The 22,071-nt window shown below is 64.4% G+C and carries 15 protein-coding genes; 7 read left to right on the top strand and 8 right to left on the bottom strand.

Going from position 1 to position 22,071, the window contains the following annotated elements; translation table 11 throughout:
- Positions 1 to 77: 77 nt before the first annotated feature.
- The 3 genes from NHH73_16760 to fabI are packed head-to-tail and all read left to right on the top strand — an operon-like array spanning position 78 to position 3,008.
- Entirely contained in the window at positions 78 to 1,037 is a 960-nt protein-coding gene (locus NHH73_16760; protein ID USX24278.1) for a phosphate acetyltransferase, read from the top strand.
- A 4-nt stretch (positions 1,038 to 1,041) separates the two neighbouring features.
- Positions 1,042 to 2,235: an acetate/propionate family kinase gene (locus NHH73_16755; GenBank protein ID USX24277.1), complete on the top strand. Its 1,194-nt coding sequence runs from the start codon at positions 1,042 to 1,044 to the stop codon at positions 2,233 to 2,235.
- Entirely contained in the window at positions 2,232 to 3,008 is a 777-nt protein-coding gene (gene fabI / locus NHH73_16750) for an enoyl-ACP reductase FabI (GenBank protein ID USX24276.1), read from the top strand. Before NHH73_16755 ends, fabI begins: the two co-directional genes overlap by 4 nt.
- A gap of 16 nt (positions 3,009 to 3,024) precedes the next feature.
- Here fabI and NHH73_16745 read toward each other — a convergent pair whose 3' ends face one another.
- Both NHH73_16745 and NHH73_16740 read right to left on the bottom strand, forming a co-directional pair.
- Positions 3,025 to 5,238 carry a patatin-like phospholipase family protein gene (locus tag NHH73_16745; GenBank protein ID USX24275.1) on the bottom strand — a complete coding sequence of 738 codons (2,214 nt, stop codon included), beginning with the start codon at positions 5,236 to 5,238 and terminating at the stop codon, positions 3,025 to 3,027.
- An 82-nt stretch (positions 5,239 to 5,320) separates the two neighbouring features.
- A complete protein-coding gene (locus NHH73_16740; GenBank protein USX24274.1) occupies positions 5,321 to 6,994 on the bottom strand; it encodes an FAD-dependent oxidoreductase in 1,674 nt (557 codons plus the stop codon).
- Positions 6,995 to 7,178: 184 nt separating this feature from the next.
- On the opposite strand from NHH73_16740, the gene NHH73_16735 reads away from it, so the two are divergent.
- The gene (locus NHH73_16735; GenBank protein ID USX24273.1) at positions 7,179 to 10,358 is read left to right on the top strand and encodes a TonB-dependent receptor; all 3,180 of its coding nucleotides are present in this window, start codon (positions 7,179 to 7,181) and stop codon (positions 10,356 to 10,358) included.
- Positions 10,359 to 10,426: 68 nt separating this feature from the next.
- The gene (locus tag NHH73_16730; GenBank protein ID USX24272.1) at positions 10,427 to 11,416 is read left to right on the top strand and encodes a glycoside hydrolase family 43 protein; all 990 of its coding nucleotides are present in this window, start codon (positions 10,427 to 10,429) and stop codon (positions 11,414 to 11,416) included.
- A 31-nt stretch (positions 11,417 to 11,447) separates the two neighbouring features.
- Here NHH73_16730 and NHH73_16725 read toward each other — a convergent pair whose 3' ends face one another.
- Genes NHH73_16725 through NHH73_16700 form a run of 6 tightly spaced genes read right to left on the bottom strand, consistent with a single transcriptional unit; the run spans position 11,448 to position 18,276 of the window.
- Positions 11,448 to 12,842: an FGGY family carbohydrate kinase gene (locus NHH73_16725; GenBank protein ID USX24271.1), complete on the bottom strand. Its 1,395-nt coding sequence runs from the start codon at positions 12,840 to 12,842 to the stop codon at positions 11,448 to 11,450.
- Complete coding sequence (locus NHH73_16720) at positions 12,839 to 13,858, bottom strand: ABC transporter permease (protein ID USX29640.1); 1,020 nt, start codon at positions 13,856 to 13,858, stop codon at positions 12,839 to 12,841. Before NHH73_16720 ends, NHH73_16725 begins: the two co-directional genes overlap by 4 nt.
- A gap of 14 nt (positions 13,859 to 13,872) precedes the next feature.
- Positions 13,873 to 14,874 (bottom strand): ABC transporter permease, encoded by a 1,002-nt coding sequence (locus NHH73_16715; protein USX24270.1) that lies wholly within the window; start codon positions 14,872 to 14,874, stop codon positions 13,873 to 13,875.
- Positions 14,871 to 16,394, bottom strand: coding sequence for a sugar ABC transporter ATP-binding protein (locus NHH73_16710; GenBank protein ID USX24269.1), 1,524 nt, complete (start codon positions 16,392 to 16,394; stop codon positions 14,871 to 14,873). Before NHH73_16710 ends, NHH73_16715 begins: the two co-directional genes overlap by 4 nt.
- Positions 16,395 to 16,405: 11 nt before the next feature.
- The gene (rhaS, locus tag NHH73_16705) at positions 16,406 to 17,413 is read right to left on the bottom strand and encodes a rhamnose ABC transporter substrate-binding protein (protein ID USX24268.1); all 1,008 of its coding nucleotides are present in this window, start codon (positions 17,411 to 17,413) and stop codon (positions 16,406 to 16,408) included.
- Positions 17,410 to 18,276: a DeoR/GlpR family DNA-binding transcription regulator gene (locus NHH73_16700; GenBank protein ID USX24267.1), complete on the bottom strand. Its 867-nt coding sequence runs from the start codon at positions 18,274 to 18,276 to the stop codon at positions 17,410 to 17,412. The genes rhaS and NHH73_16700 overlap by 4 nt, the downstream gene beginning before the upstream one ends.
- A gap of 323 nt (positions 18,277 to 18,599) precedes the next feature.
- Here NHH73_16700 and NHH73_16695 point away from each other — a divergent pair, with 323 nt between their 5' ends.
- The gene (locus tag NHH73_16695) at positions 18,600 to 20,699 is read left to right on the top strand and encodes a bifunctional rhamnulose-1-phosphate aldolase/short-chain dehydrogenase (protein ID USX24266.1); all 2,100 of its coding nucleotides are present in this window, start codon (positions 18,600 to 18,602) and stop codon (positions 20,697 to 20,699) included.
- A 33-nt stretch (positions 20,700 to 20,732) separates the two neighbouring features.
- On the top strand, positions 20,733 to 22,025 hold the full coding sequence (gene rhaI, locus NHH73_16690) for an L-rhamnose catabolism isomerase (GenBank protein ID USX24265.1): 1,293 nt from the start codon (positions 20,733 to 20,735) through the stop codon (positions 22,023 to 22,025).
- The last annotated feature ends 46 nt before the right edge of the window (positions 22,026 to 22,071 follow it).

Genomic DNA, 22,071 nt, shown 5'->3' with positions numbered 1-22,071 from the left:
GCCGCACCGCACAAAATGGCGGTTGCGTTTTTTGCATGGATTGCTATCATCTGCCGGGTCATCCTCCAGGAGCCCCAATGAATGCATCGACCCGGCAGCAATCCACGCACCCGAACTACGACCGTCTGATCGCCGCCGCCCGCAGCGCCGGCCCGGTGACGGTGGCAGTCGCCCATCCATGCGACCGCAACGCACTGGAGGCGGCGCTGGATGCGGCCGACATGGGGTTGATCAAGCCGATCCTGGTTGGACCGCAGGCGCGCATCCGCCAAGCCGCCGACGCGGCCAAGTTCGACATCTCCGCGCTAACCCTGATCGATACACCGCACAGCCACGCGTCGGCCGCGCGCGCGGTGGAGCTGGTGCGCGAGGGCAAGGCGCAGGCGCTGATGAAGGGCAGCCTGCACACCGATGAACTGATGGGCGCCGTGGTGGCCGCCGACACGGGCCTGCGCACCGCGCGGCGCCTGAGCCACTGCTTCATCATGGACGTGCCGGGACGCGGCGAACCGCTGATCATCACCGACGCCGCCGTCAACATCAATCCGGGTCTTGCCGAGAAGGTCGACATCGTGCAAAACGCGATCGACCTGGCGCTGGTGCTCAAATTCGATCCGGTCAAGGTGGCGATCCTGGCCGCCGTCGAGACGGTGAGCGCCAAGATGCCGTCCACCATCGACGCGGCGGCCTTGTGCAAGATGGCCGACCGGGGACAGATCACCGGCGCCATCCTCGACGGCCCGCTGGCGATGGACAACGCCATCGATCCGGAGGCGGCGGCGATCAAGAACCTGGTGTCGCCGGTGGCGGGGCAGGCCAATGTGCTGATCGCGCCGGATCTGGAGGCGGGCAATATGCTGGCCAAAAGCCTGACCTTCATGGCCGGCGCCGGCGCGGCCGGCATCGTGCTGGGCGCGCGCGTGCCCATCATCCTGACCAGCCGCGCCGATTCGGTGGAGGCGCGTCTGGCATCGTGCGCGGTGGCGGTGCTGCTGGTGCACAGCAAGGCGGCCTTGGTCGCCGCCACCGGAGTCTGAGGCGATGGCGCCCAACGATTCGATCGTCGTCATCAACGCCGGTTCATCCAGCATCAAGTTCTCGCTGTTCGACGGTCCGTCGCTGCAACCGGCGCTGCGCGGCAAGATCGAGAACCTGTATGCCGGCGTCACACGATTTATCGCACAGGATGCACAGGGCGCGAAGGTTGGCGAACGTAGCTGGGCGGATGCGCCTATCGATCACGAGGCCGGCATGCGCTTCCTGATCGACTTCGCGCAGACGCATCTCGATGGCAGGCGCGTGGCGGCCGTCGGGCATCGCATCGTGCATGGCGGCGTCGCCTGCAGCGGGCCGCAGCTGCTGGATCGAACCGTGGTGACGGAGCTGGACAAGCTGGTTCCGCTGGCGCCGCTGCACTTGCCGCACAACCTGGCGCCGGTGCGGTCGATGATGGCGCTGGCGCCCGACGTGCCGCAGGTGGGCTGCTTCGACACCGCCTTCCATGTCGGCCAGCCGGCGCAGGCGCAGGCGTTCGCGCTGCCGCCCCGGATCACGGATCTGGGCATCCGCCGTTACGGTTTCCACGGCCTGTCCTACGAATATATCGCCAGCCGCCTGCCGCAGGCGGACCCCGGCCTGGCCGGCGCGAAGGTGGTGGCCGCGCATCTGGGGAACGGCGCCAGCATGTGCGCGATGTCGGCCGGGCGCAGCGTCGCCAGCACGATGGGTTTTACCGCCGTCGACGGCCTGCCGATGGGCACTCGCTGCGGCGACCTCGATCCGGGTGTGGTGCTGTATTTGATCGAGGAACTGGGCATGGACGTGGCGTCCGTCCAAAAACTGCTGTACCAGGAATCGGGCCTGCTGGGCGTATCCGGCATCTCGGCGGATATGCGTACGCTGGAGGCCAGCGACGATCCGCGCGCCAGGACCGCGATCGACTTGATGGTCTACCGCATCGGCCGCGAACTCGGTTCGCTGGCTGCAGCACTGGGAGGGCTGGATGCGTTGGTGTTCTCGGGTGGCATAGGCGAAAACAGCGTCGCGCTGCGCGCCGCCGTCTGCCGCGACGCCGCCTGGCTGGGCGTGGCGCTGAACGGGGCCGCCAACGACGCCAATCCGCGCGGCGTGGCGCGTATCAGCGCCGCCGGCAGCAAGGTGGCGGTGTGGGTGGTGCCGGCCAACGAGGAACTGATGATCGCCCGCCACACGCTGGCGGTGCTGGAGGATGCATGAATACCGAAACTGTGTTTCCCATTTTGGCCGGCAAGCGCGCCCTGGTGGTCGGCGTGGCAAACGAGCACTCGATCGCCTGGGGCTGCGCGCTGGCGTTCCGCAAGGCGGGCGCCGACGTGGTGCTGACCTATCTGAATGACAAGGCGCTGCCGCATGTGGCGCCGCTGGCGGCGCAGATCGACGCGCAGCTGCTGCCGCTGGACGTGACGCAACCTGGCCAACTCGAAGCGTTGTTCGCGACGCTGGCGGTGCACGGCAAGCTCGATATCCTGGTCCACTCGATCGCGTTCGCGCCCAAGTCGGATTTGCAGGGCGGCTTGCTTGATTGTTCGCTCGATGGTTTTCTGCAGGCGATGGACGTGTCGTGCCACTCGTTCGTGCGGATGGCCAGGCTGGCGACGCCGCTGATGACGGACGGCGGCTCCATGTTCGCGATGAGCTATCACGGCGCCAACAAGGTGGTGCCCAACTATAACGTCATGGGGCCGGTGAAGGCGGCGCTGGAGGCGTCATGCCGCTATCTGGCCTATGAGCTGGGACCGCGCGGCATCCGGGTGCACGCGATTTCGCCGGGGCCGTTGAAAACCCGCGCGGCGTCCGGCCTGAAGGATTTCGACCGCTTGCTGAACGAGGCGGTGGAACGCGCGCCGCTGGGCGAGTTGGTCGACATCGACGATGTCGGCGCCACCTGCGCGTTTTTGGCGACGCCTTACGCGCACCGGCTCACCGGAAGCACCGTGTATGTCGACGGCGGCCTGAATATCGTCGGCTGAAGGTTTCGGGTACCGGCTAGGGTTTGCCAATCAACAGATACAAGGCCGTCTTGTTGCGCGAGGCGCGGCCGGCGCCCAGATAGATCGGCCCGAGCGGCGTGTCGATGGCGACGTATAGCGCGTTGCTGCGCACGTTCTGTACGCCGTCGACCGAATCGAGCGTCTCGCCCATCCGTCCCAGTTCCGCCGACAAGCCGATGTAGGCACCGTCAAGCAGGCCGGGGCGCGAGATGCGGTAGTTGTAAACCAGCCGCCCGTAATGCAGGCTGTTGCCGAGCAGTTCGCCGGTGCGGTATCCGGATAGCTTGAGGAAACCGCCGAACGCGATCAACTCATGATCGGGCAGCGGGTTGCCGCCCATTTTGCGTTGTACTTCGACGCCGCCCTGAAGCGAGTGCGGCCCGGTCGCGACGGCGGTGCGCGCCGAGAACGACAGCTTGTCATAGCTGGAGCTCGCGCCCAGGCCCGTGCGCGACGAGTACACCTGCACATCGGCCTCGAAGCCTGAGCGCGGGAAGGCCAGGTTGTCCAGCGTGTCGGCGCGCAGTCGGGCCTGGATGGCGGCGGTGCGGGCGCTGGGATAGAGCAGGGTGGGGAGCAGGCTCGTATCGGCCAGCAGCCTTGCGTGGCCGCGCGAATAGCCTATCCTGGCCTCGCCCCATTCCGCCAGCGGCACGCCGATGTCGGTGCCGGCGGTGACCGACTCGCGACGGTAGCGCGCCAGCCGGTCGCCTTTGGTGTAGACGTCAAGCGGCGTGCGTTCGCCGGCCAGGTAGACGGTGGCGAACAGGCGCTGCGCCGGAGTCAGCGGCTGGCGCCATTCGGTGCCCAGCCGGTCGGTGTGGCCGATCTCCACCTCGTTGCGCCACTCGGCGCCGAGGGAATTGAGCCACGTCCAGCGGTGCGAAGCCCGCAGCGAGAAGAAGGAATCGCCTTCGAAGTCGGTCGACACACCCAATCCGAGGCGCAGGTACTGCGGCCCCCAGGACCTTTCGGTGACGGTGGTCGTCATCACGTGGCTGCCGTCGTGCAGCGGCGTAACGGCATAGCCGACATGTTCGAAGTCCCCGCGCCCATACAGGCGGCGCATGTCGCGTTCGGCGACGGCCGGATCGAACAATTGGCCGGGCTGGGATTCCATTGTGCCGCGCAGCGCATCGGCCGGCACGCGCCGGGCGCCGGCGATGCGTACCTCTTTGAGCAACACCCCCTTGGGCGCTGGTTCGCCGCTGCGATGGCTCGCCAGCAGGGCATAGTCGTCGGGGCTCAACGCGTAGCGCCGCAGTTCCGGCGTCGCCGCGCGGGCCGCTTCCAGCCCCTGGGCCTCGGCTTCCTTGAGCAGGTCGAAACTGGCCGCCTGGATCGCTGCCAGATTGGGCGTGATCAGCACATCTTTGTCACTGAGCTCGCGCAGCGACACCTGCACGTTGGTGTTGGTCAGCATGCGCGTCATCTGGTCCGACATCGACAGCACCGACGTGATCTCGTCGCGCCGGAGCAGCGGCGTGCCGATATTGACCGCGATGACCACGTCGGCGCCCATGGCGCGGGCCACGTCCACCGGCAGGTTGCGCGCGATGCCGCCGTCGACCAGCAGCCTGCCGTCGATTTCCACCGGGTTGATCGCCGCCGGTATCGCCATGCTGGCGCGCACCGCCTGCGCCAGATTGCCGTCGGCAAGCACGATCATCTGGCCGTCGCTGACATCGGTGGCGATGGCGCGGAAGGGAATGGGGAAGTGATCGAAGTTGGTCGCCGTCTGGCGCGCCGTCAGCCGCCGCAGCACCGCTTCCAGCGCCACGCCGGCCACGGCGCCCTTGGGAAGCGCCACGCCACCGTGGCCGACGCCGATCTCCGGTCCGACATAGGCGCCGGCGTTGTCCGCCTTTCGGGCGATCGACAGATCGCGCCGGGCGACGTCGTGAAACAGGTTGGCGGTGCTGAGGGTTTGCATCTCGCGCTCGATATCGGCCAGCGGCATGCCGCTGGCATAGGCGCCGCCGACGATGGCGCCGGCGCTGGTGCCGACGATCATATCGACCGGAATCCGCAGGTCTTCAAGGATTTTGAGCACGCCGAGGTGGGCGCCGCCGCGCGCGCCGCCGCCGGAAAGCACCAGTGCCACCTTGGGCCGGACGGACGGTGGCGCGGCGGGCGTCCCCTCCTGCGCGCGGGCGCTCTGGAGAAGTTGTAAGCCAACGCAGCAAAGCAGCAGGGTGATTTTTTGCATGGACCAACTGTAGCATGGTGTTATCTGTAAAACAACCAAACGCGCCGGCGATCCTTGTTATTCGCGGGTCAGTCCATCGGAGTCAGCCCTCTGTCTCCCGCCGCGCCAGGAACGCGTGTATCTGCGACACCACGGCGGCGCCTTCGCCGACGGCGGCGGCCACCCGCTTGGTCGAGTTGGCGCGCACGTCGCCGATGGCGAACACTCCCGGCACGCTGGTCTCCAGGCTGGCCTGGCGGCTTCCGAGCGCGCAGCCCGGGGCGTCGTAGCCGGTCAGGATGAAGCCTTTGGCGTCGACTTCCACGCCGCAGTCGCCCAGCCAGCCGGTATTCGGATCGGCGCCGATGAACAGGAACAGGCGGCGCACGTCGAAGTCGGTTTCGACGTCGTCGCGGTTGTCGCGCACGCGCACCTGCCGCAAGCCTTCCTCGCTGCTGCCTTCCAGTGCGACGATCTCGGAGTGCGTGTGCAGCACAATGTTCGGCGTCGCGTCGATCCGTTCGATCAGATAGCTCGACATCGTCGACGCCAGGCTGTCCTTCCTGACCAACATATGCACCCTTGACGCGAAGCCGGACAGGAACACCGCTGCCTGGCCGGCCGAATTGCCGCCGCCGACCAGGATCACTTCCTCGCTGGCGCACAGCTTGGCCTCCAGCGGCGAGGCCCAGTAGTACACGCCCTTGCCCTCGAACTGCGTCAGGTTGGCCAGGGAAGGGCGGCGATAGCGCGCCCCGCATGACAGCACCACCGCGCGCGCTTGCAGCCGTTGCAGGCTGCCGCACATTTCCACCTCCAGCGGGTAGCTGTCGCACACCAGTCGTCCGGCCGGCGCGGGGATCGCCAGTTCCACGCCGAATTTGCGCGACTGCACGTAGGCGCGGCCGGCCAGCGCGCGGCCGGAGATCCCGGTGGGGAATCCGAGGTAATTTTCGATGCGGGCGCTGGCCGCGGCCTGGCCGCCGTAGGCGCGCGTCTCGAGCGCCAGCACCGACAAGCCCTCGGAAGCCGCATATACCGCCGTCGCCAGCCCGGCCGGCCCGGCGCCGACCACGATCACGTCCCACACCTGGTTGGAGTTCAGCTCCGGCAGGGTGCCCAGGCAGCGTCCCAGTTCGACCGTCGTCGGGTTTTTGCGCACACTGCCGTCGGGGCACACCACCAGCGGCATGTCCTCCGGCAGCGGGTGATGGCGTTCGCATAGCGCGCGCGCCTGCTCGTCGGCCTGCGGGTCGAGCACCTTGTTGGGAATCCCGTTGCTGTTCAACCAGCCCTGCAGCGCGTGCATGCGCGGATGGCCCGGTGTTGCAATCAGGACGACTCCGCTGGCGCCGTTATCCATCAGTTCGACGCGCCGCAATATGAAGGCGCGCACGATCTTCTCGCCCAGTTCCGCCTCTGCCACCAGCAGCGCGCGCAGCGACTGCGTGGTCAGCACCAGCACTTCGACGGCGCCGATCGCGTGGCCGTTGACCAGCGACGGTGCGTTCGACAACTGGCTCATTTCGCCGGCGAATTCGCCCGGCAGATGTTCGGTGATGACCGAGGTATTTCCCAATCCGTCATAGCGGCTGATGCGGATTTTCCCGGCCAGCAGAACGAACATGCCGAAGGTGCTGCGACCTGCCTCGAACAGCATCTCGCCGTCGCGGTAGCAGGCGCGCGCGCCGAAGCGTTCGATCCTGCGGATCTCGGACGCATCGAGTTTGGGGAGCGCCTGGCCGGCGCGGGATTTGAAGGTGTCGTAGGTCGTCATGATCACAGTTTAACGCGGTTGAATGCTGCACTGCCAGATTCTAAAGGAAGAGCGATTGGTGATCATCATTGTGATTCTTTGAGCGGGCGATGATTTTTATGCGCAAGCGACTACTAGAATGCGCTCACAAGCTGATCATAAAACTAAGGCCAGACCCCAAGGCCGAGACGACGGGAGACAAAAAGTGAACACAACAACGAACACATCAGGTAAGCACTCGAAGCAAACCGGCAGCCGCACCACCCAGCGTGTCATCGTAGCCGCTGTGGCGTCGGCGGTCGCCTCCATCCTGGCCAGTAGCGGCGCGATGGCGCAATCGACCGACGCCGCCGCGCCAGCCTCCCAGCCCGCGGCCACGCCGCGCGCGCCGGACGATGTGGCGCCAGCCGTCGTCACCGTGGTCGGCACCCGTAAATCGGTGGCGTCGGCGATCGACCGCAAGATCCGCAACTCCACCGTCTCCGACTCGCTGGTGGCGGAGGACATCAACCAGTTCCCGGACAAGAACGTGGGCGAAGCGCTGTCGCGCATCACCGGCGTGCAGCTCACGCGCGATTTCGGCGAAGGCTCGCAAATCTCCATCCGGGGCGTCGAGCCGAATTTGAACCGGGTCGAGGTCAACGGCATGTCGGTGCTGGGCACCAATGGCGGCGCCGGTCGCGGCGCCGAGCTGCGCGAGCTGGCCTCCGAGTTGATCGCCTCGATCGACGTCTTCAAGGGCAGCACCGCCGACCTGACCGAGGGCGGCGTGGGCGGCACGGTGGTGATCACCACGCGCAAGCCGCTGGACTTCAAGAAGTTTACGATGGCCGGCACGCTCTCGGGCGAGCAGGCGTCGAGCCGTGGCGGCGTGCAGCCGCGCGCCAGCCTGCTGATCGCCGACCAGTTCCTCGACGGCCGCCTCGGGGTGATGGCCAACGTGGTGTATGACGACGTCCGCACCCGCAACGACTACACGCGCAACACCAGCTGGCGCTTCCTGCGCGACTGGGACTTCTCGCCCGAGAAGACCGTCACTTCCCTCGATCCGGCGGTGGCCGGTATTTCGCAAGCATCCGGTTGCTCGTCCACCGCATTGACACCGGCCCAGCGCACCGCTTGCAGCTCGCAATGGTACGATTACTCGCCGGGCGTGCCGCGTTACGGCATCTGGACCCGCGACCACAAACGCTCGTCGGCGGAGCTCACGGCGCAGTATAAATTCAGCAACGAGCTGAAAGCCTATGTAAGCTACCAGGGCAACAAGCAGGACCAGCGTCTCAACGATCGCAATTTCGGCACCGAGTTCGGCGCGGTCACCCGCCTGGCCAACGCCGGCGTGGCGCCAACGTACAGCGCCTCCGGCGTGCCCACCGGCGGAAGCTGTGTCGCCGCGCCGACTACCTCGACGCCGGCGGGGATGACCGTCACCAACCACTATGTGACCGACTACACCGTCGGCAATTGCACCTACCTGGCCGGCATCGGCGCACAGGGCGCGTTCAGTACCTCGGCGCGCGACTTCGACCTGAAGATCGATTCGCGCTACGTGAGCACGGGCTTCACCTACAAAAACGGTCCGTTGGAGATCGAAGGTCTCGGTGGCACATCGCGCTCGAACTACCACAATGAGACCAACAGCATCGTATTGACGCAGAACGCGCCGGGCCTGAAGGTCTCGCTCGACAAACAGGGCATGCCGCACTTCACCTTCCCGCAAGGTTATTCGCCCGACGACAGCAGCTCCTACGTACGCGCCGAGCTGCAATACCGGCCCTACGAAACCAAGAACGACGAAGACCAAGCCAAGCTGGATTTCAAGTACCGTCTGTCGACGCCATTCTTCAGCAAGGTCTGGTTCGGCGTTCAGGCGCGCAAGGCGTCGGCGCAGCAGTACAAAGGCGATCCGTATAAGTTCAGTAGCGGCGCCGATCTGGTGAGCACGGCGGACGACATCAACGTCGGCGGGGCTAATGCAAACCAGACCCTCACCTATGATCCGAACAACAAGACGGGCGTGATTCGGGCGCCCGATGTCATCAGCGCGGTCAACGCCCCCAGTTCGAGCGGCTACCTGAGCGCCGCGCAGATGGCGCAGCTGGTCGATGCCGTGCGCGGTCGCTCGCCGGGTACGTTCTTCGGCGGCTACGACAAGGTTGACAATATCCCGAGTGGCTGGCTGGCGCCGGTCTATAGCCAGGCGGCGCAATTCTTCAACCCCTCCAAGTTCAACTTCGACACCATTTACAACGGCTTGGGCACCGACGGCGCGATGCACCCGCAAGTGCCGGTGTATCGGGTCGAAGAGCGCATCAAGTCGGCCTATCTGCGCGTCGACTTCGACACCGAACTTTATGATCACCAGATCTGGGGTAACGTCGGGGTCCGCTATACCGGCACGCGCGACAAGTCAACGGGTTCGCAGACGTACGGCGTGCGCATGGCTAATCCAAGCAGCGGAAGCGGCTACTCCGACTACCTGTTCGGCACCAACATCGCCACGCTCGAGAATACCTACCACGACTACCTGCCTAGCCTCAACGTGATGGGTTGGGTTGTGCCCGACAAGTTCATGGTGCGATTCGGCCTGTCCAAGGTCATGTCGCGGCCCAGTGTCGACCTGCTGGTGCCGAACGCCCGCTGCATCCGCAACAGCGGCCTGGCGGTGTTCGGCGGCGACGGCGACGACGATTGCACGGCCGGCAATCCGGATCTGAAGCCGTTCCGCGCCAAGAACACGGATTTGAGCTTCGAATATTATCCGAGCGCCGACAGCCAGGTGAGCGTTGGTTTGTTCAAGAAGGATATCGACAGCTACATCCTGGAGAAGCAAATCGTCAAACACGTCGACCTGTTTAAGAACGGTGAATATTTTGATGTCACGCAAGCGATCAATGGCAAGGGCGCCACCACCAAGGGCATCGAACTGACGGCGCGCACCGCCTTCACCTTCCTGCCTGGCTGGCTCGGTGGCTTCGGCGGCGACGCCAACTACACCCGCATGACGTACAAATATGCGGCGGGGACCGAGCGCTTGAACATCCTGGACGGCACGGTGCTGCCGTATGCCGGACTGTCGAAAAACAGCTACAACCTCGCGCTGTGGTATGACCTGGGCAAGGTCAACGCGCGTCTCGCCTATAACTACCGCGACCGTTTCTACACCGGTAGCAACGACGTTTCGGGCAATCCGAACTTCCAGGAGAAGACCGGTTTCCTCGACGCGAAGTTCCAATATCGCTACAATGACAACATCACGTTCTCCATCGAAGGCAAGAACTTGACGGACCAAGCCCAGACCACCGACGCCGGCGATACGTTCCGTGTGAACGAATTGGCGTGGTCCGGCCGCCGTTACTTTGTGAGTGTGTCGTTCAAAAACTGAGCGTTAAAAAACTGAGGGCATCCATGGCGCAAGCGTTTATTGCGCGCGGACTGAAAACGGCGGCCTGTATGGCCGCTGTTTTTTCGTTTGCGCTCGTCGCATCGGCGGCGGAACCGGTATTCAACAACCCGCTGGTCAAACAGCGGGCCGACCCGCAGGTCTCGCTGCACAGCGACGGCTATTACTACTTTACGGCCACGGCGCCGGAGTACGACCGCATCGAGCTGCGGCGCGCCCGCTCGCTCAACGATCTGGGAGCGGCCGAGGCCAAGGTGGTGTGGCGCAAGCACGCCAGCGGCATCATGGGTGCGCACATCTGGGCGCCGGAAATGCACCACATCGACGGCAAATGGTACATCTACTTCACCGCAGGCAGCGCCGAGAAGATTTGGGAGATCCGCCTGTACGTGCTGGAAAACAGTTCGCCCAATCCCCTGGAGGGTGAATGGAAAGAGCTAGGGCAGCTCAAGACGGGCTGGGAGTCGTTCTCTCTGGACGCCACCACGTTTGCCATGGACAGCAAGCGCTATTTGCTGTGGACGCAGGTGGCCCCGGAATCGACCACGCACGCCACCAACATCTACATCGCCGCGATGGATACGCCGTCGTCGATCAAAGGCCCTGCTGTGATGCTGACAAAGCCCGAGTATGACTGGGAAAAGGTCAAGCACGCGGTCAATGAAGCGCCGGCGGTGCTGGTCAAGAATGGCAAGGTGTTTGTCAGCTATTCGGCCAGCGCGACGGATGCGAACTATGCGCTTGGCTTGTTGACGGCACCGGCGGGAGGAGATCTACTGAAGCCCGGCACCTGGAGCAAATCGCCGAAGCCGGTGTTTGTCAGCAGCGAGGCGAATGGCCAGTATGGGCCGGGGCACAACTCGTTCACGACCACGCCGGACGGCAAAACGGATATCCTGGTCTACCACGCGCGCAACTACCGTGACATCGTCGGAGATCCGCTGAATGACCAGAACCGCCACACGCGCGCGCAGGTGCTGCACTGGAACGCGGACGGCACGCCGAATTTCGGTCAACCGGTAGCCGACAAACGTGATTGACAACGGAGCATGCACGGCGGATTACGCTGCGCTAATCCGCCCTACGTGTTTCCACGAGGGATAGCCAGCGCTCCTTATATTCGTCCCAGCCATCGATCTTCAATGGCTCCGCCGTCGTACTCCGCACGGCCGCCGTGCTGCCCCAGTGATGCAGCATCCAGCCGCCGCAGGTGGTCCCGCTGGTGTCATCCGTGCTGCTGATCTGCTGCCGCGGGCGCAGCGCCGCCAGCAACGGCGCGAACCATGGGTTTCCCGTGTAGCTGCCTTCGACCACCACCGCGCCGTCCGCGCCCAACTGCTCCAGGCAGTAGTCGCTCATCAAAACGCAATATAGCGTGGCGAGCGCGTAACGCTGCCGGTTGTCTTGCGGCGCCGTCCCGAGAATCTCGCCAGCCCGGCCCGCGAAAGGACCGCCAGCCTGCGAGTAGCAGGGCAGTGCCATCGTCTGCCGTGCGATCAGCAAACGCAAATCCTCCATCCCGCAGACCTCCAGCTCCGCGCCCGCCAACGCCCCGAACTCGCGCCCACCCATAAAACGCATGCATGCCACGGCCTGGCCCATCGCGTTGCTATTGGCGAGCATGTCGGCCGCCTCGCGCAAACCTTCCAGCGGCTTGCCCGGCGCGGCGGCGATCACCCAGGTTCCGGTGGACAGCACCGCCGGCGGGTCGCCCTCGCCACCATCCGCCCGCACGAAATGCCGCAGCAGCGACGCATTGCTGTCATGGATGCCGCACAAGACCCTGCACCCGGACGGCAAGCCCGTTTGCCGTGCCAGCTCCGCCTTCAGGTTACCGAGCGGCGCCCACGCCGGCTGCAGCGGCGGGAACAAATCGTTCCATCCCAGGCGCTCGACCAGCGACGAATACTGCTGGCGCGCCGGCTGCCACAGGTCGGTGTGACAACCCAGCGACGTGACCTCGCTGGCCGCCACGCCGCTCAAACGCCACGCCCAATACTGCGGATACATCAGGATATGGCGCGCGCGGCGGAACTCCTCGGGAAAGGCCTGCGCCTGCCAGGCGAGCTGCCTTCCGAGATTCAGGCCGGCCGGCAGCCGCGGCGAGTAGGTCGCGGAATAGGGCGGCCGCTGGCCGGCGTAGTGCGCTCCCTGCTCGCCGGGCATCTCGAACTCGTAGTCGAGCACCGGCAGCACCAGTCCCTCGTCATCGACCAGCGCCGCCGTGGCGCCGTGCGTAACGCTGACGATGGCGCCGACATGTGCCAGCGCCGAAAACTGCTGCATCCCGTCCAGCATCCAGCTCCAGATGCGGTCCGTGTCGTGGTGCGGATACGGCGTGCAATTGCGTATCGTATTCGGACTGCGGCGTTCCGCCAGCACCGCGCCGTCGACATCGATGAGCACCAGCTTGACGTTGGTTTTTCCGATATCGAGGACGATGGTGGCTTCGATCGAAGAACTCATTTGGCGGTCTTCCGGCCGCGCAGCAGACGTGGCAGGGCGATGGTCGCCAGTAGCAGGATACCGACGACGATGGTCATGTAGATGCCCGGGATATTCGCCAACGACAGGCCGTAAGTGACAGTGCCCAGGGTCAGGACGGCCAGCATCACGCCGCCGATGGTGCCGGCGCCGCCCGCGATGCCGACCCCGCCCAGGATGACCATCGTGATCACTTCTAGCTCCCAGCCCATGGCGATATTCGGCCGCGTGCTGCCGATGCGTCCCGTCAGCAGGTAGGCTGCCAAGCCGGCCATGGCGCCGGTCAGCATGAACAGCACCAGGCGATAGCGGTCGACGGCGATGCCGGAGAAGCGCGCCGCGACCGGGTTGTTGCCGATGGCGTAGATGCGGCGGCCCCAGGTCGTCGCGTGCAGCACGAACGCGAACAGGCCTGCGAACAGCAACAGGATGATGAATTCGCGCGGGATGAAGCCGAAGAAGTAGCCCTGGCCCCAATCGGCCATCACCTGCGGGTAGCCGGTGAAGGCCTTATCGCCCAGCACCACGCTGGCCAGGCCACGGAACAGCGAAACGGTGCCGATCGTGACGACGATCGACGGCAGGCGGTAGCGCGTGACCATGATGCCATTGAGCCAGCCGCAGGCCGTGCCGGTGGCCAGCGCGATCGGCAGCAGGAGCTCCGGCGCAATGCCGTTGGCGTGCGCCAGGCCGATTGACACCGACGACAGCGCCAGGATGCCGGACACGGAAATGTCGATCTCGCGGCAGATGATCAGCAACGCCATCGGCAGCGCGATCAGCGCCTTTTCGCTGAAGTTGAAGGTGCCGTCGGCCAGGTTGTACAAGTCGAGGAAGTGCGGCAGCATGATGGCGTTGGCGGCGAAGGCGGCCACCAGCAGCAGCGCAAGCAGGGCTTCCCAACTTGCGAGCAGGGCGCCCAGGCGGAAGCCCGGACGGTCCGCGATGATGTAGCGGGAGGCGCCGGATTTTTCAGGCGCGTCGGTGGAATTGGACATCACGGTACTCGTAGTCACGCAGCGCTCCCGGTTGCGTTGGATTTGTTCAGGTGCAGCGGCAGGATTTGCCGGCCGATAGGTCTGCCGCCACGGGCGTTGATCAGCACCGCCGTCAGGATCACGACGCCGGTCAGCGCGCTTTGCCAGAAGGGCGACACCTTCACCACCGGCAGCGCGTTGCCGATCACGGCGAGGAACAGGCCGCCCAGCATTGCGCCGGCCACACTGCCGCTGCCGCCGGCGATGCTGATGCCGCCGATGACGCACGCCGCGATGACGGTGAATTCAAAGCCGTAGGCGATCTCGGTGTAGGCGACCGCATAGCGCGCCACCCACAGGTAGCCGCACAAGCCGGCCATGGCGCCGGACAGCCCGTAAGTCCACATCAAGCGGCTTGCGATGGGAATGCCGACGTAGCGGGCCGAAAACGGCTCGTTGCCGATGGCGTACAGGTCGCGGCCGAAGCGGCTGTGCTTTGCGACGTACCAAGCCGCCAGCACGGTCAGCGCCGCGATCCACACCAGATGCGTGACGCCGAACAGGCGCGCCAGCGGGAAGGCGATGAAATCGGCCGGCATCTGGTGCGAGGAGACCCAGGCGCCGCCGGACAGCACGAACACCAGGCCGCGATAGACGCTCATCGTACCCAGGGTGACGACAATCGGCGCCAGATCGAGATAGCCGATCAGGTAACCGTTGATCAAACCAAGCAGCAGCCCGATCGCCACCGCCGCCAGCATCACCAGCGGCAGCGGCAGTTCCGGGAAGCGCGACGCCAGCAGCGCCGACATCATGCCCGCCAGCGCCAGGCTGGAAGCGACCGACAGATCGACGCCGCGTGTGACAATGACCAGCATCTGCGTCAGCGCCAGCATGATCAGCAAGGTGCTGTCGGTGAGCAGGTTGGCCAGGCTCGAGCCTGTGACAAACACAGGCGCCCGCGTGCCCACCAATATGATCAGTGCGACGGTGCACAGCGCAAGCTGAACTTCGCGCATTTTCAGCAACGCCTTCATACGCATTCCTCCACTGGCAGCGCGCAGCCCGAGGCGGCGGCCACGATATTTTCCGGCGTGGCGTCGGCGCGGTTATATATATGTTCGATGCGGCCCTGGTGCATGACGACGATGCGGTCGGCCAGGCCCATGACCTCGGGCAGTTCGGACGAGACCAGGATCACCGACAGCCCCTTGCTCACCAGCTCACCGATAAAGCGGTGCACGGCGGCCTTGGAGCCGATGTCGATGCCCTTGGTCGGTTCGTCCAGGATGATCACTTTTGGATTGGTCGCCAGCCATTTGCCCAGCACGACCTTCTGTTGATTGCCGCCTGAGAGTTCGGAGACGTTCTGCGTCAAGTGCGCCGCCTTCAGCTCCAGCTGCTCGGCGTAGTGGCGCGCGATCGCGGTTTCCTGCGCCCGGCGTCCGCGCAGGAAGAAGCCGACCTTCGACAGGATCGGCAGCGTGATGTTCTGCAGGATGGGCAGCGACAAATGGGCGCCCTGGTGCTGGCGGTCTTCCGGCACATAGGCGATGCCGTGCCTGATGGCGTCGGACGCGCAGGTGACGCAAATCTCCTTGCCATCGAGCCTGACCGTTCCGCGCGCGGCGGTGCTCAATCCAAAGACCGCGTGCATGACCTCCGAGCGGCCGGCGCCGACCAGTCCATAGAAGCCGAGGATTTCCCCACGCCGCAAGGAGAAACTGACGTCGTCGAATTCGGTCGGATGGCAGAGGTTTTTCACTTCGAGCAGCACCTCGCCCGGCGTGACATTCGCCTTCGGGTAGGCTTGCTTGACGGTGCGGCCCACCATCAGCGCCACCAGCTCCTGCTCGGTGACGTCGGCGATCGCACCTTCTGCGATGAACTGGCCGTCGCGCAGCACCGTGTAGCGGTCCGCGACGGCGAAGATCTCGTCGAATTTGTGGGTGATGAAAATGATCGCCGTGCCTGCGGCGCGCAGCTGGCCGATAATGCGATACAGTTCGTGGATCTCGCGCTGCGACAGCGATGCCGTCGGCTCGTCCAGGATCACCACGCGCGCATCCCGCGACAGCGCGCGGGCGATTTCGACGAAGTGGCGCTGGGCCACGCTCAAATCCTTGACGCGGGCGCGCACCGGCAGGTTCACCTCCAGGCGCGCGAACAGCTTCTCGGCCTCCGCCTCGATCTTGCTCCAGTCGATGCGGCCCGATGCACCCTTGCACGGCTGGCGGCCGACGTAGATATTCTCCGCCACGGTCAGCTCGTCGAACATCACGGTTTCCTGGTGCACCGCGGTGACGCCGGCGCGCATCGCGTCCTGCGCGTTGGCGAATTTGACCGGTCGGCCGGCCAGTTCGATCGAACCTTCGTCCGGCCGGTAGATGCCGGTCAGGGTTTTGACCAATGTCGACTTGCCGGCGCCGTTCTCTCCGATCAGCGCCATGACCTCACCCGCGCGCACCGACAGCGCCACGTTGTTCAACGCGACGATGCCGGCAAAGCGCTTGCAGATCCCGGTCAATTGCAGGACCGGGGTTGTATTATTATTCATGGGACTCCAGCTCAGAAGATCTTGGAGAACTTGTCGACGTTCCCTTTGTCGTAGGTGAATGGCGGCGCCATCGCGCCTTCACCGTTGGCGTCCAATGCGATGCTGCCCATGCGGCCGGCCGAGACGCTGCCACCCGGCTTGGCGGTGGGCTGGCCCTTGACGAAGTCGTAGGCGGCGTAAGTGGCGGCGTAACCGAGGTCGATCGGATTCCAGATCGCGAATTCGCGCACCGCGCCGCTCTTGACGTGGCCAGCCATCTCGGACGGCAGTCCCAAACCGGTGACGAACACCTTGCCGACCAGGTTTTCGTCGACCACCGCCTTGCTGGCGGCGTTGATGCCCACCGTGGTCGGGGCGATGATCGCCTTCAGCTTCGGATTGCTGCGCAACAGGCCGATCGCCTCGCGGTAGCTCTTGTCGGACTGGTCGTCGCCGTAGACGGTGGCCACCAGCTTCATGTTGCTGTACTCTGGCTTCTCCAGCGTCTTTTTCATCACGCCGATCCAGATATTCTGGTTGGTCGCCTGCGCCGACGCCGACAGGATCGCGATCTCACCTTTGCCGCCGATGGCGTCGGACGCCATCTGGATCTGCTTCAATCCGATCATCTCCGGGTTGGAGGGATTCAGCTGCATCAAGCGGCCGTCCGGCGCCAGCCCGCTGTCAAAGGAGATCACCTTAATCCCGCGCGCCATGGCCTTTTTGGTGATCGGCACCAGCGCGTTGGGATCGTTGGCCGAGATGACGATGGCGTCGACCTTCTGGCTGATCAGCGAGTTGATGATTTCGATCTGGCCCTCGGCGCTCGGCGTGGTCGGCCCGGTGTAGATGATCTCCACATTTTTCAGCTCCTTTGCCGCGTCCTTGGCGCCGGTGTGGGCGGCGTCGAAGAAGCCGTTGCCCAGGCTCTTGACGACCATCGCGATGCGCATGTTGTCACTTTTCTTCTCGCCGCAGCCGGCGATGGCCGTGAGCAGGCCGGCGGCAACGGCCGCCAATACGATCTTCCTGCGCTTCAATGCGATACCTCCGATTGGTACATCGCCGCCGACTGGTAGTCGAACGGTGGATTGAACTGGCTGGCGTTGTGCTGGGCGGGGATCGCTTCCGGCTCCACGGTGACCACTCGCACCCCCGATTGCTCGAGCAGCTGCACCGCCGAATCGGAGGCGTAGGTGTCGGTGATGACGGTCGATACGCGGTTCAAGCCGCACAGGATCAGGCCCGCCTTCTTGGCGAACTTGGAGCTGTCGACCAAAACGATCAGTTCTTCCGCCTGCGAGATCAGGCGCTTCTCGGCCTGGATCAGCAGCGGGTCGGCCTCCATCAGGCCAAGCAGCGACAGGCCGTAGACGCTCATGAACATCTTGGCCGCGTAGTGGTGCTGGGTGATGTCGTTGTCGAAGGGGCTGAGGATGACGTTCTGCTCGCGATAGACCTTGCCGCCGGGGACAATGATCTCGTTCTCGCTCGATACGAGCAGGCGTTCGGCCATCAGGAAGGAGTTGGTGAGGATCTTGAGGTGCTGGTCGACCAGGAATTCGGCCATCATGAAGGTGGTGGTGCCGCCGTTGATGATGATCGTTTCACCTTCGCTGCACATGCCGGCGGCGTGGCGCGCGATGGCGCGTTTGCGCTCGGCGTAGCACTGGATATTGTGCTGGAAGGTCTCGCTGGTGAGGGTGAAGCTGCGCTTTTTCTGCTCCAGGTTCGCGGCGCCGCCACGGGTGCGGGTGAGCAGACTGCGGGCGGCGAGCCAGCTGATGTCGCGGCGCACGGTGGCGGGGGAGGCGCTGAGCCAGTCGACCAACTGCGGCACGCTGGCCGTATTATGTTCGGCGAGCAACTTCAGCAAACGTTTACGGCGTTTGTGATTTACCATTCCTGTCTCCTTTTATTTGGCGCTTACTACCGTCGCTGCCACAGTTTTCTGGGGGACCGATCCGGTGTGCGCCTTTATTAATTACTAAGACTAAACATTTCAAAATCTTACGTCAATCATTAGTCGATCAAATATTTGATTGTTTCGATATCGTTTTCGTGAACTGATCAAGTTCTGATCATCGATATGATTATTTCCTACTTGGTCATCAACTTGAGCGCTGGCGCATTGACACCCATGCGCCGCTGATTTCTACTGGTTACAGTTGCCAAAAGCGGCATGAACGAAAACTAAACGCACAATCAAACAACGGAGATCAGTAAATGAATTTGACTCAGCAGCAGGCCCCGATCACTTCTCTGTGGGACGACAAAGCTGCGGCAGCCATGAGCGAGCCGGAGCTGTTGCTATACCGTTCGAACCTGCTTGGCTCGGACCTGCGCATCACCAATTTCGGCGGCGGTAACACCTCGGCCAAGGTGATGATGGCCGACCCGCTCAGCGGCGAGCAAGTGGAGGTGCTGTGGGTGAAGGGCTCCGGCGGCGACCTTGGCAGCATCAAGCTTGACGGTTTTTCGACGCTGTACATGGATAAGCTCAACGCCTTGAAGGGGCGCTATCGCGGCCTGGCGCTGGAAGACGAGATGGTGGCCTATCTGCCGCATTGCACGTTCAATCTGAATCCGCGCGCCGCCAGCATCGACACGCCGCTGCACGCCTATATCGCCCGCAAGCACGTCGACCACATGCACCCGGACGCGGTGATCGCCATCGCGGCCTGCGCCGGCAGCCAGGCGCTGACGCAAAAAATCTTCGAGGGCGAGTTGGGATGGCTGCCATGGCAGCGTCCAGGCTACGACCTTGGCCTGAAACTGGAACAGGTGTCGAAGGCACAGCCCAACCTGAAGGGCATCATCCTCGAAGGCCACGGCTTGTTCACCTGGGGCGACACCGCCAAGTCCTGTTACGAGACCACGCTGGCGATCATCAAACGCGCGGAGGAGTGGCTGGCCGCCAATTCGAAGCAGCCTTCGTTCGGCGGCCAGGCCATCGAGCCGCTGCCGTCCGAACAGCGCAGCGCCCTGGCGGCCAAATTGATGCCGCTGTTGCGCGGTAAAATCAGCCGCGACGAATACAAGCTCGGTCACTTCGACGATAGCGCCGCCGTGCTGGAATTCGTCTGCAGCCGCGACCTGCAACCGCTGGCGGCCTTGGGAACCTCGTGCCCCGACCACTTCCTGCGCACAAAAATCCGTCCGTTCGTGATCGACTTCGACCCGCTCAAGCCGGACTTCGACAAGCTGGTCGCCGGCCTGGATCAGGCGCTGGAGGACTACCGGGCCGGCTATGTGGCCTACTACGAGCGCTGCAAGCACGATAACAGCCCGGCCGTTCGCGACGCCAATCCGATCATCTACCTGATTCCGGGCGTCGGCATGCTGTCGTTCGCCAAGGACAAAGCCACCGCACGCATCGCCGGCGAGTTCTATGTCAACGCGATCAACGTGATGCGCGGCGCGAACGGTGTGGACACCTATGTCGGCCTGCCGGAACAGGAAGCCTTCGACATCGAATACTGGCTGCTGGAAGAAGCGAAGCTGCAGCGCATGCCGAAGCCTAAAAGCCTGGCCGGGCGCATCGCGCTGGTCACCGGCGGCGCCGGCGGCATCGGCCAGGCGGTCGCCAAGCAGCTGCTGCAGGAAGGCGCTTGCGTGATGTTGACCGATATCGATCCGGAGGCGCTGTCGCAGGCGCACGCCGATCTGGTAAAGTCGGCCGGCAAGGACAGTGTTGGCAGCATCGTCGCCAACATCACCAGCGAAGAGGCGGTGGAAAGCGTGCTGCAGGCGGCCGCGCTGCGTTTCGGCGGCGTCGATCTGCTGATCTCCAACGCCGGCATCGCCTCGTCGGCGCCGCTGGAAGACACCACCCTGGAAATCTGGCAGCGCAACCAGGACATCCTGGTGACCGGCTACTTCCTGGCCAGCCGCGCCGCCTTCCGCATCATGAAGCAGCAGGGACTCGGCGGCAGCATGGTCTTCGTCGCCAGCAAAAACGGCCTGGTGGCATCGGCCGGCGCTTCCGCCTATTGCACCGCCAAGGCTGCGGAAATCCACCTGGCGCGCTGCATCGCGCTGGAAGGCGCGCCGCACGGCATCCGCGTCAACGTCGTCAATCCGGACGCGGTCATCAAGGGCTCGCGCATCTGGGACGGCAAGTGGAAGCAGGAACGCGCCCAGTCGAATAAAATCGAGGCCGACGACGTCGAGAAATTCTACCGTGACCGCAGCATGCTGAAACTGAGCGTTCTGCCGGAGGATATCGCCGAAGCCGTGTACTTCCTGGCGAGCGACAAAGCCGGCAAGAGCACTGGTAACATTCTCAACGTCGATGCCGGCAACGCCGCTGCGTTCACGCGCTAAGCCACACACTATAAAAATAACGAAGGAGACCTTATGAGCATCATCGACAGCGGCCGCGTGGCCGAACACAACGCCAAGCTGCGCGCCAATCTGGACGAGGACTACGCGGCGCTGGGCGGCATGCTGGCCCGCCGTGGACAGGATATCGAAAAGCTGACCGCGCAAGCGGAGAAGTTCGCGGTGGCCTTGCCAAGTTGGGGCGCCGGCACCGGCGGCACGCGCTTCGCCCGTTTTCCGGGAAAGGGCGAGCCGCGCAACGTGGTCGAAAAGCTGGAGGACTGCGCCGTCATCCACCAGCTGACCTGCGCGACGCCCGGGGTGTCGCTGCACTTCCCCTGGGATAAAACCTCGGACCCGTCGGCGCTGCGCCAGCAGGCCGAGAGCCACGGCCTGTATTTCGACGCCGTCAATTCGAACACCTTCCAGGACCAGGTGGGCCAGGAGCACACCTACAAATACGGCAGCATGACGGCGCACAGCGCTGCCACGCGCGCCCAGGCGGTCGAGCACAATATCGAATGTATCGAGTTGGGCCGGGCGCTGGGATCGAAGGCGTTGACCGTATGGGTGGGCGATGGCGCCAACTTCCCGGGCCAGCACAATCTGCGCGGCGCGCTGGAGCGTTATCTGGACAGCGCGCGCGGCATTTACGCCGCGCTGCCGGCCGACTGGAATATGTTTATCGAACATAAGCTGTTCGAGCCGGCGTTCTACGCCACCACCATCGCCGACTGGGGCACCAGTTTCGCCTGCGCGCAAACCTTGGGCGAGAAGGCGAAATGCCTGGTGGACCTGGGCCACCATGCGCCGAACACCAACATCGAGATGATCGTCGCGCGGCTGGCGCAGTTCGGCAAGCTGGGTGGCTTCCACTTCAATGACAGCAAATACGGCGACGACGACCTGGATTCGGGCAGCATCAATCCGTTCCAGCTGTTCCTGGTCTTCAACGAGCTGGCCGACGCCGCCGAACGCGAAGGCGCGTCGTTCGCGCCGGCCTACATGCTGGACCAGTCGCACAATGTGACCGATCCGATCGAAAGCCTGATGAACAGCGCGGTCGAAGTGCAGCGCGCATTCGTCCAGGCGAATCTGGTCGATCGCGTGGTTCTGCGACAGTATCAGGAAGCCAATGACGCGCTGCAGTCGGCACAAACGCTCAAGCACGCGTACCGCACCGACGTCAGCGCGATTCTGGCGATGGCGCGGCTGCGGTCCGGCGGCGCGATCGATCCGGTGGCGTTCTATCGGTCAAGCGGTTATCGCAGCCAGGCGGCGGAACGCCGGCCGGCCAAGGCGGGCGCCAGCAGCAGCGGTATCGTCTAAGCGGTGGCCCCGACAACCAAGGGGCCGCGCGATCAGCGCCGCCCGG

This window comes from Oxalobacteraceae bacterium OTU3CINTB1, assembly GCA_024123955.1.
Taxonomy (GTDB): domain Bacteria; phylum Pseudomonadota; class Gammaproteobacteria; order Burkholderiales; family Burkholderiaceae_D; genus Rugamonas.
The sequence above is the reverse complement of the archived record's forward strand: the minus strand, read 5'-3'. Positions and strand labels throughout refer to the sequence as shown.

Coding starts and splice junctions, on each gene's coding strand:
- NHH73_16760 (USX24278.1), top strand. CDS start 78: ATGAATGCATCGACCCGGCAGCAATCCACGCACCCGAACTACGACCGT.
- NHH73_16755 (USX24277.1), top strand. CDS start 1,042: ATGGCGCCCAACGATTCGATCGTCGTCATCAACGCCGGTTCATCCAGC.
- fabI (USX24276.1), top strand. CDS start 2,232: ATGAATACCGAAACTGTGTTTCCCATTTTGGCCGGCAAGCGCGCCCTG.
- NHH73_16745 (USX24275.1), bottom strand. CDS start 5,238: ATGCAAAAAATCACCCTGCTGCTTTGCTGCGTTGGCTTACAACTTCTC.
- NHH73_16740 (USX24274.1), bottom strand. CDS start 6,994: ATGACGACCTACGACACCTTCAAATCCCGCGCCGGCCAGGCGCTCCCC.
- NHH73_16730 (USX24272.1), top strand. CDS start 10,427: ATGGCCGCTGTTTTTTCGTTTGCGCTCGTCGCATCGGCGGCGGAACCG.
- NHH73_16725 (USX24271.1), bottom strand. CDS start 12,842: ATGAGTTCTTCGATCGAAGCCACCATCGTCCTCGATATCGGAAAAACC.
- NHH73_16720 (USX29640.1), bottom strand. CDS start 13,858: ATGTCCAATTCCACCGACGCGCCTGAAAAATCCGGCGCCTCCCGCTAC.
- NHH73_16715 (USX24270.1), bottom strand. CDS start 14,874: ATGAAGGCGTTGCTGAAAATGCGCGAAGTTCAGCTTGCGCTGTGCACC.
- NHH73_16710 (USX24269.1), bottom strand. CDS start 16,394: ATGAATAATAATACAACCCCGGTCCTGCAATTGACCGGGATCTGCAAG.
- NHH73_16700 (USX24267.1), bottom strand. CDS start 18,276: ATGGTAAATCACAAACGCCGTAAACGTTTGCTGAAGTTGCTCGCCGAA.
- NHH73_16695 (USX24266.1), top strand. CDS start 18,600: ATGAATTTGACTCAGCAGCAGGCCCCGATCACTTCTCTGTGGGACGAC.
- rhaI (USX24265.1), top strand. CDS start 20,733: ATGAGCATCATCGACAGCGGCCGCGTGGCCGAACACAACGCCAAGCTG.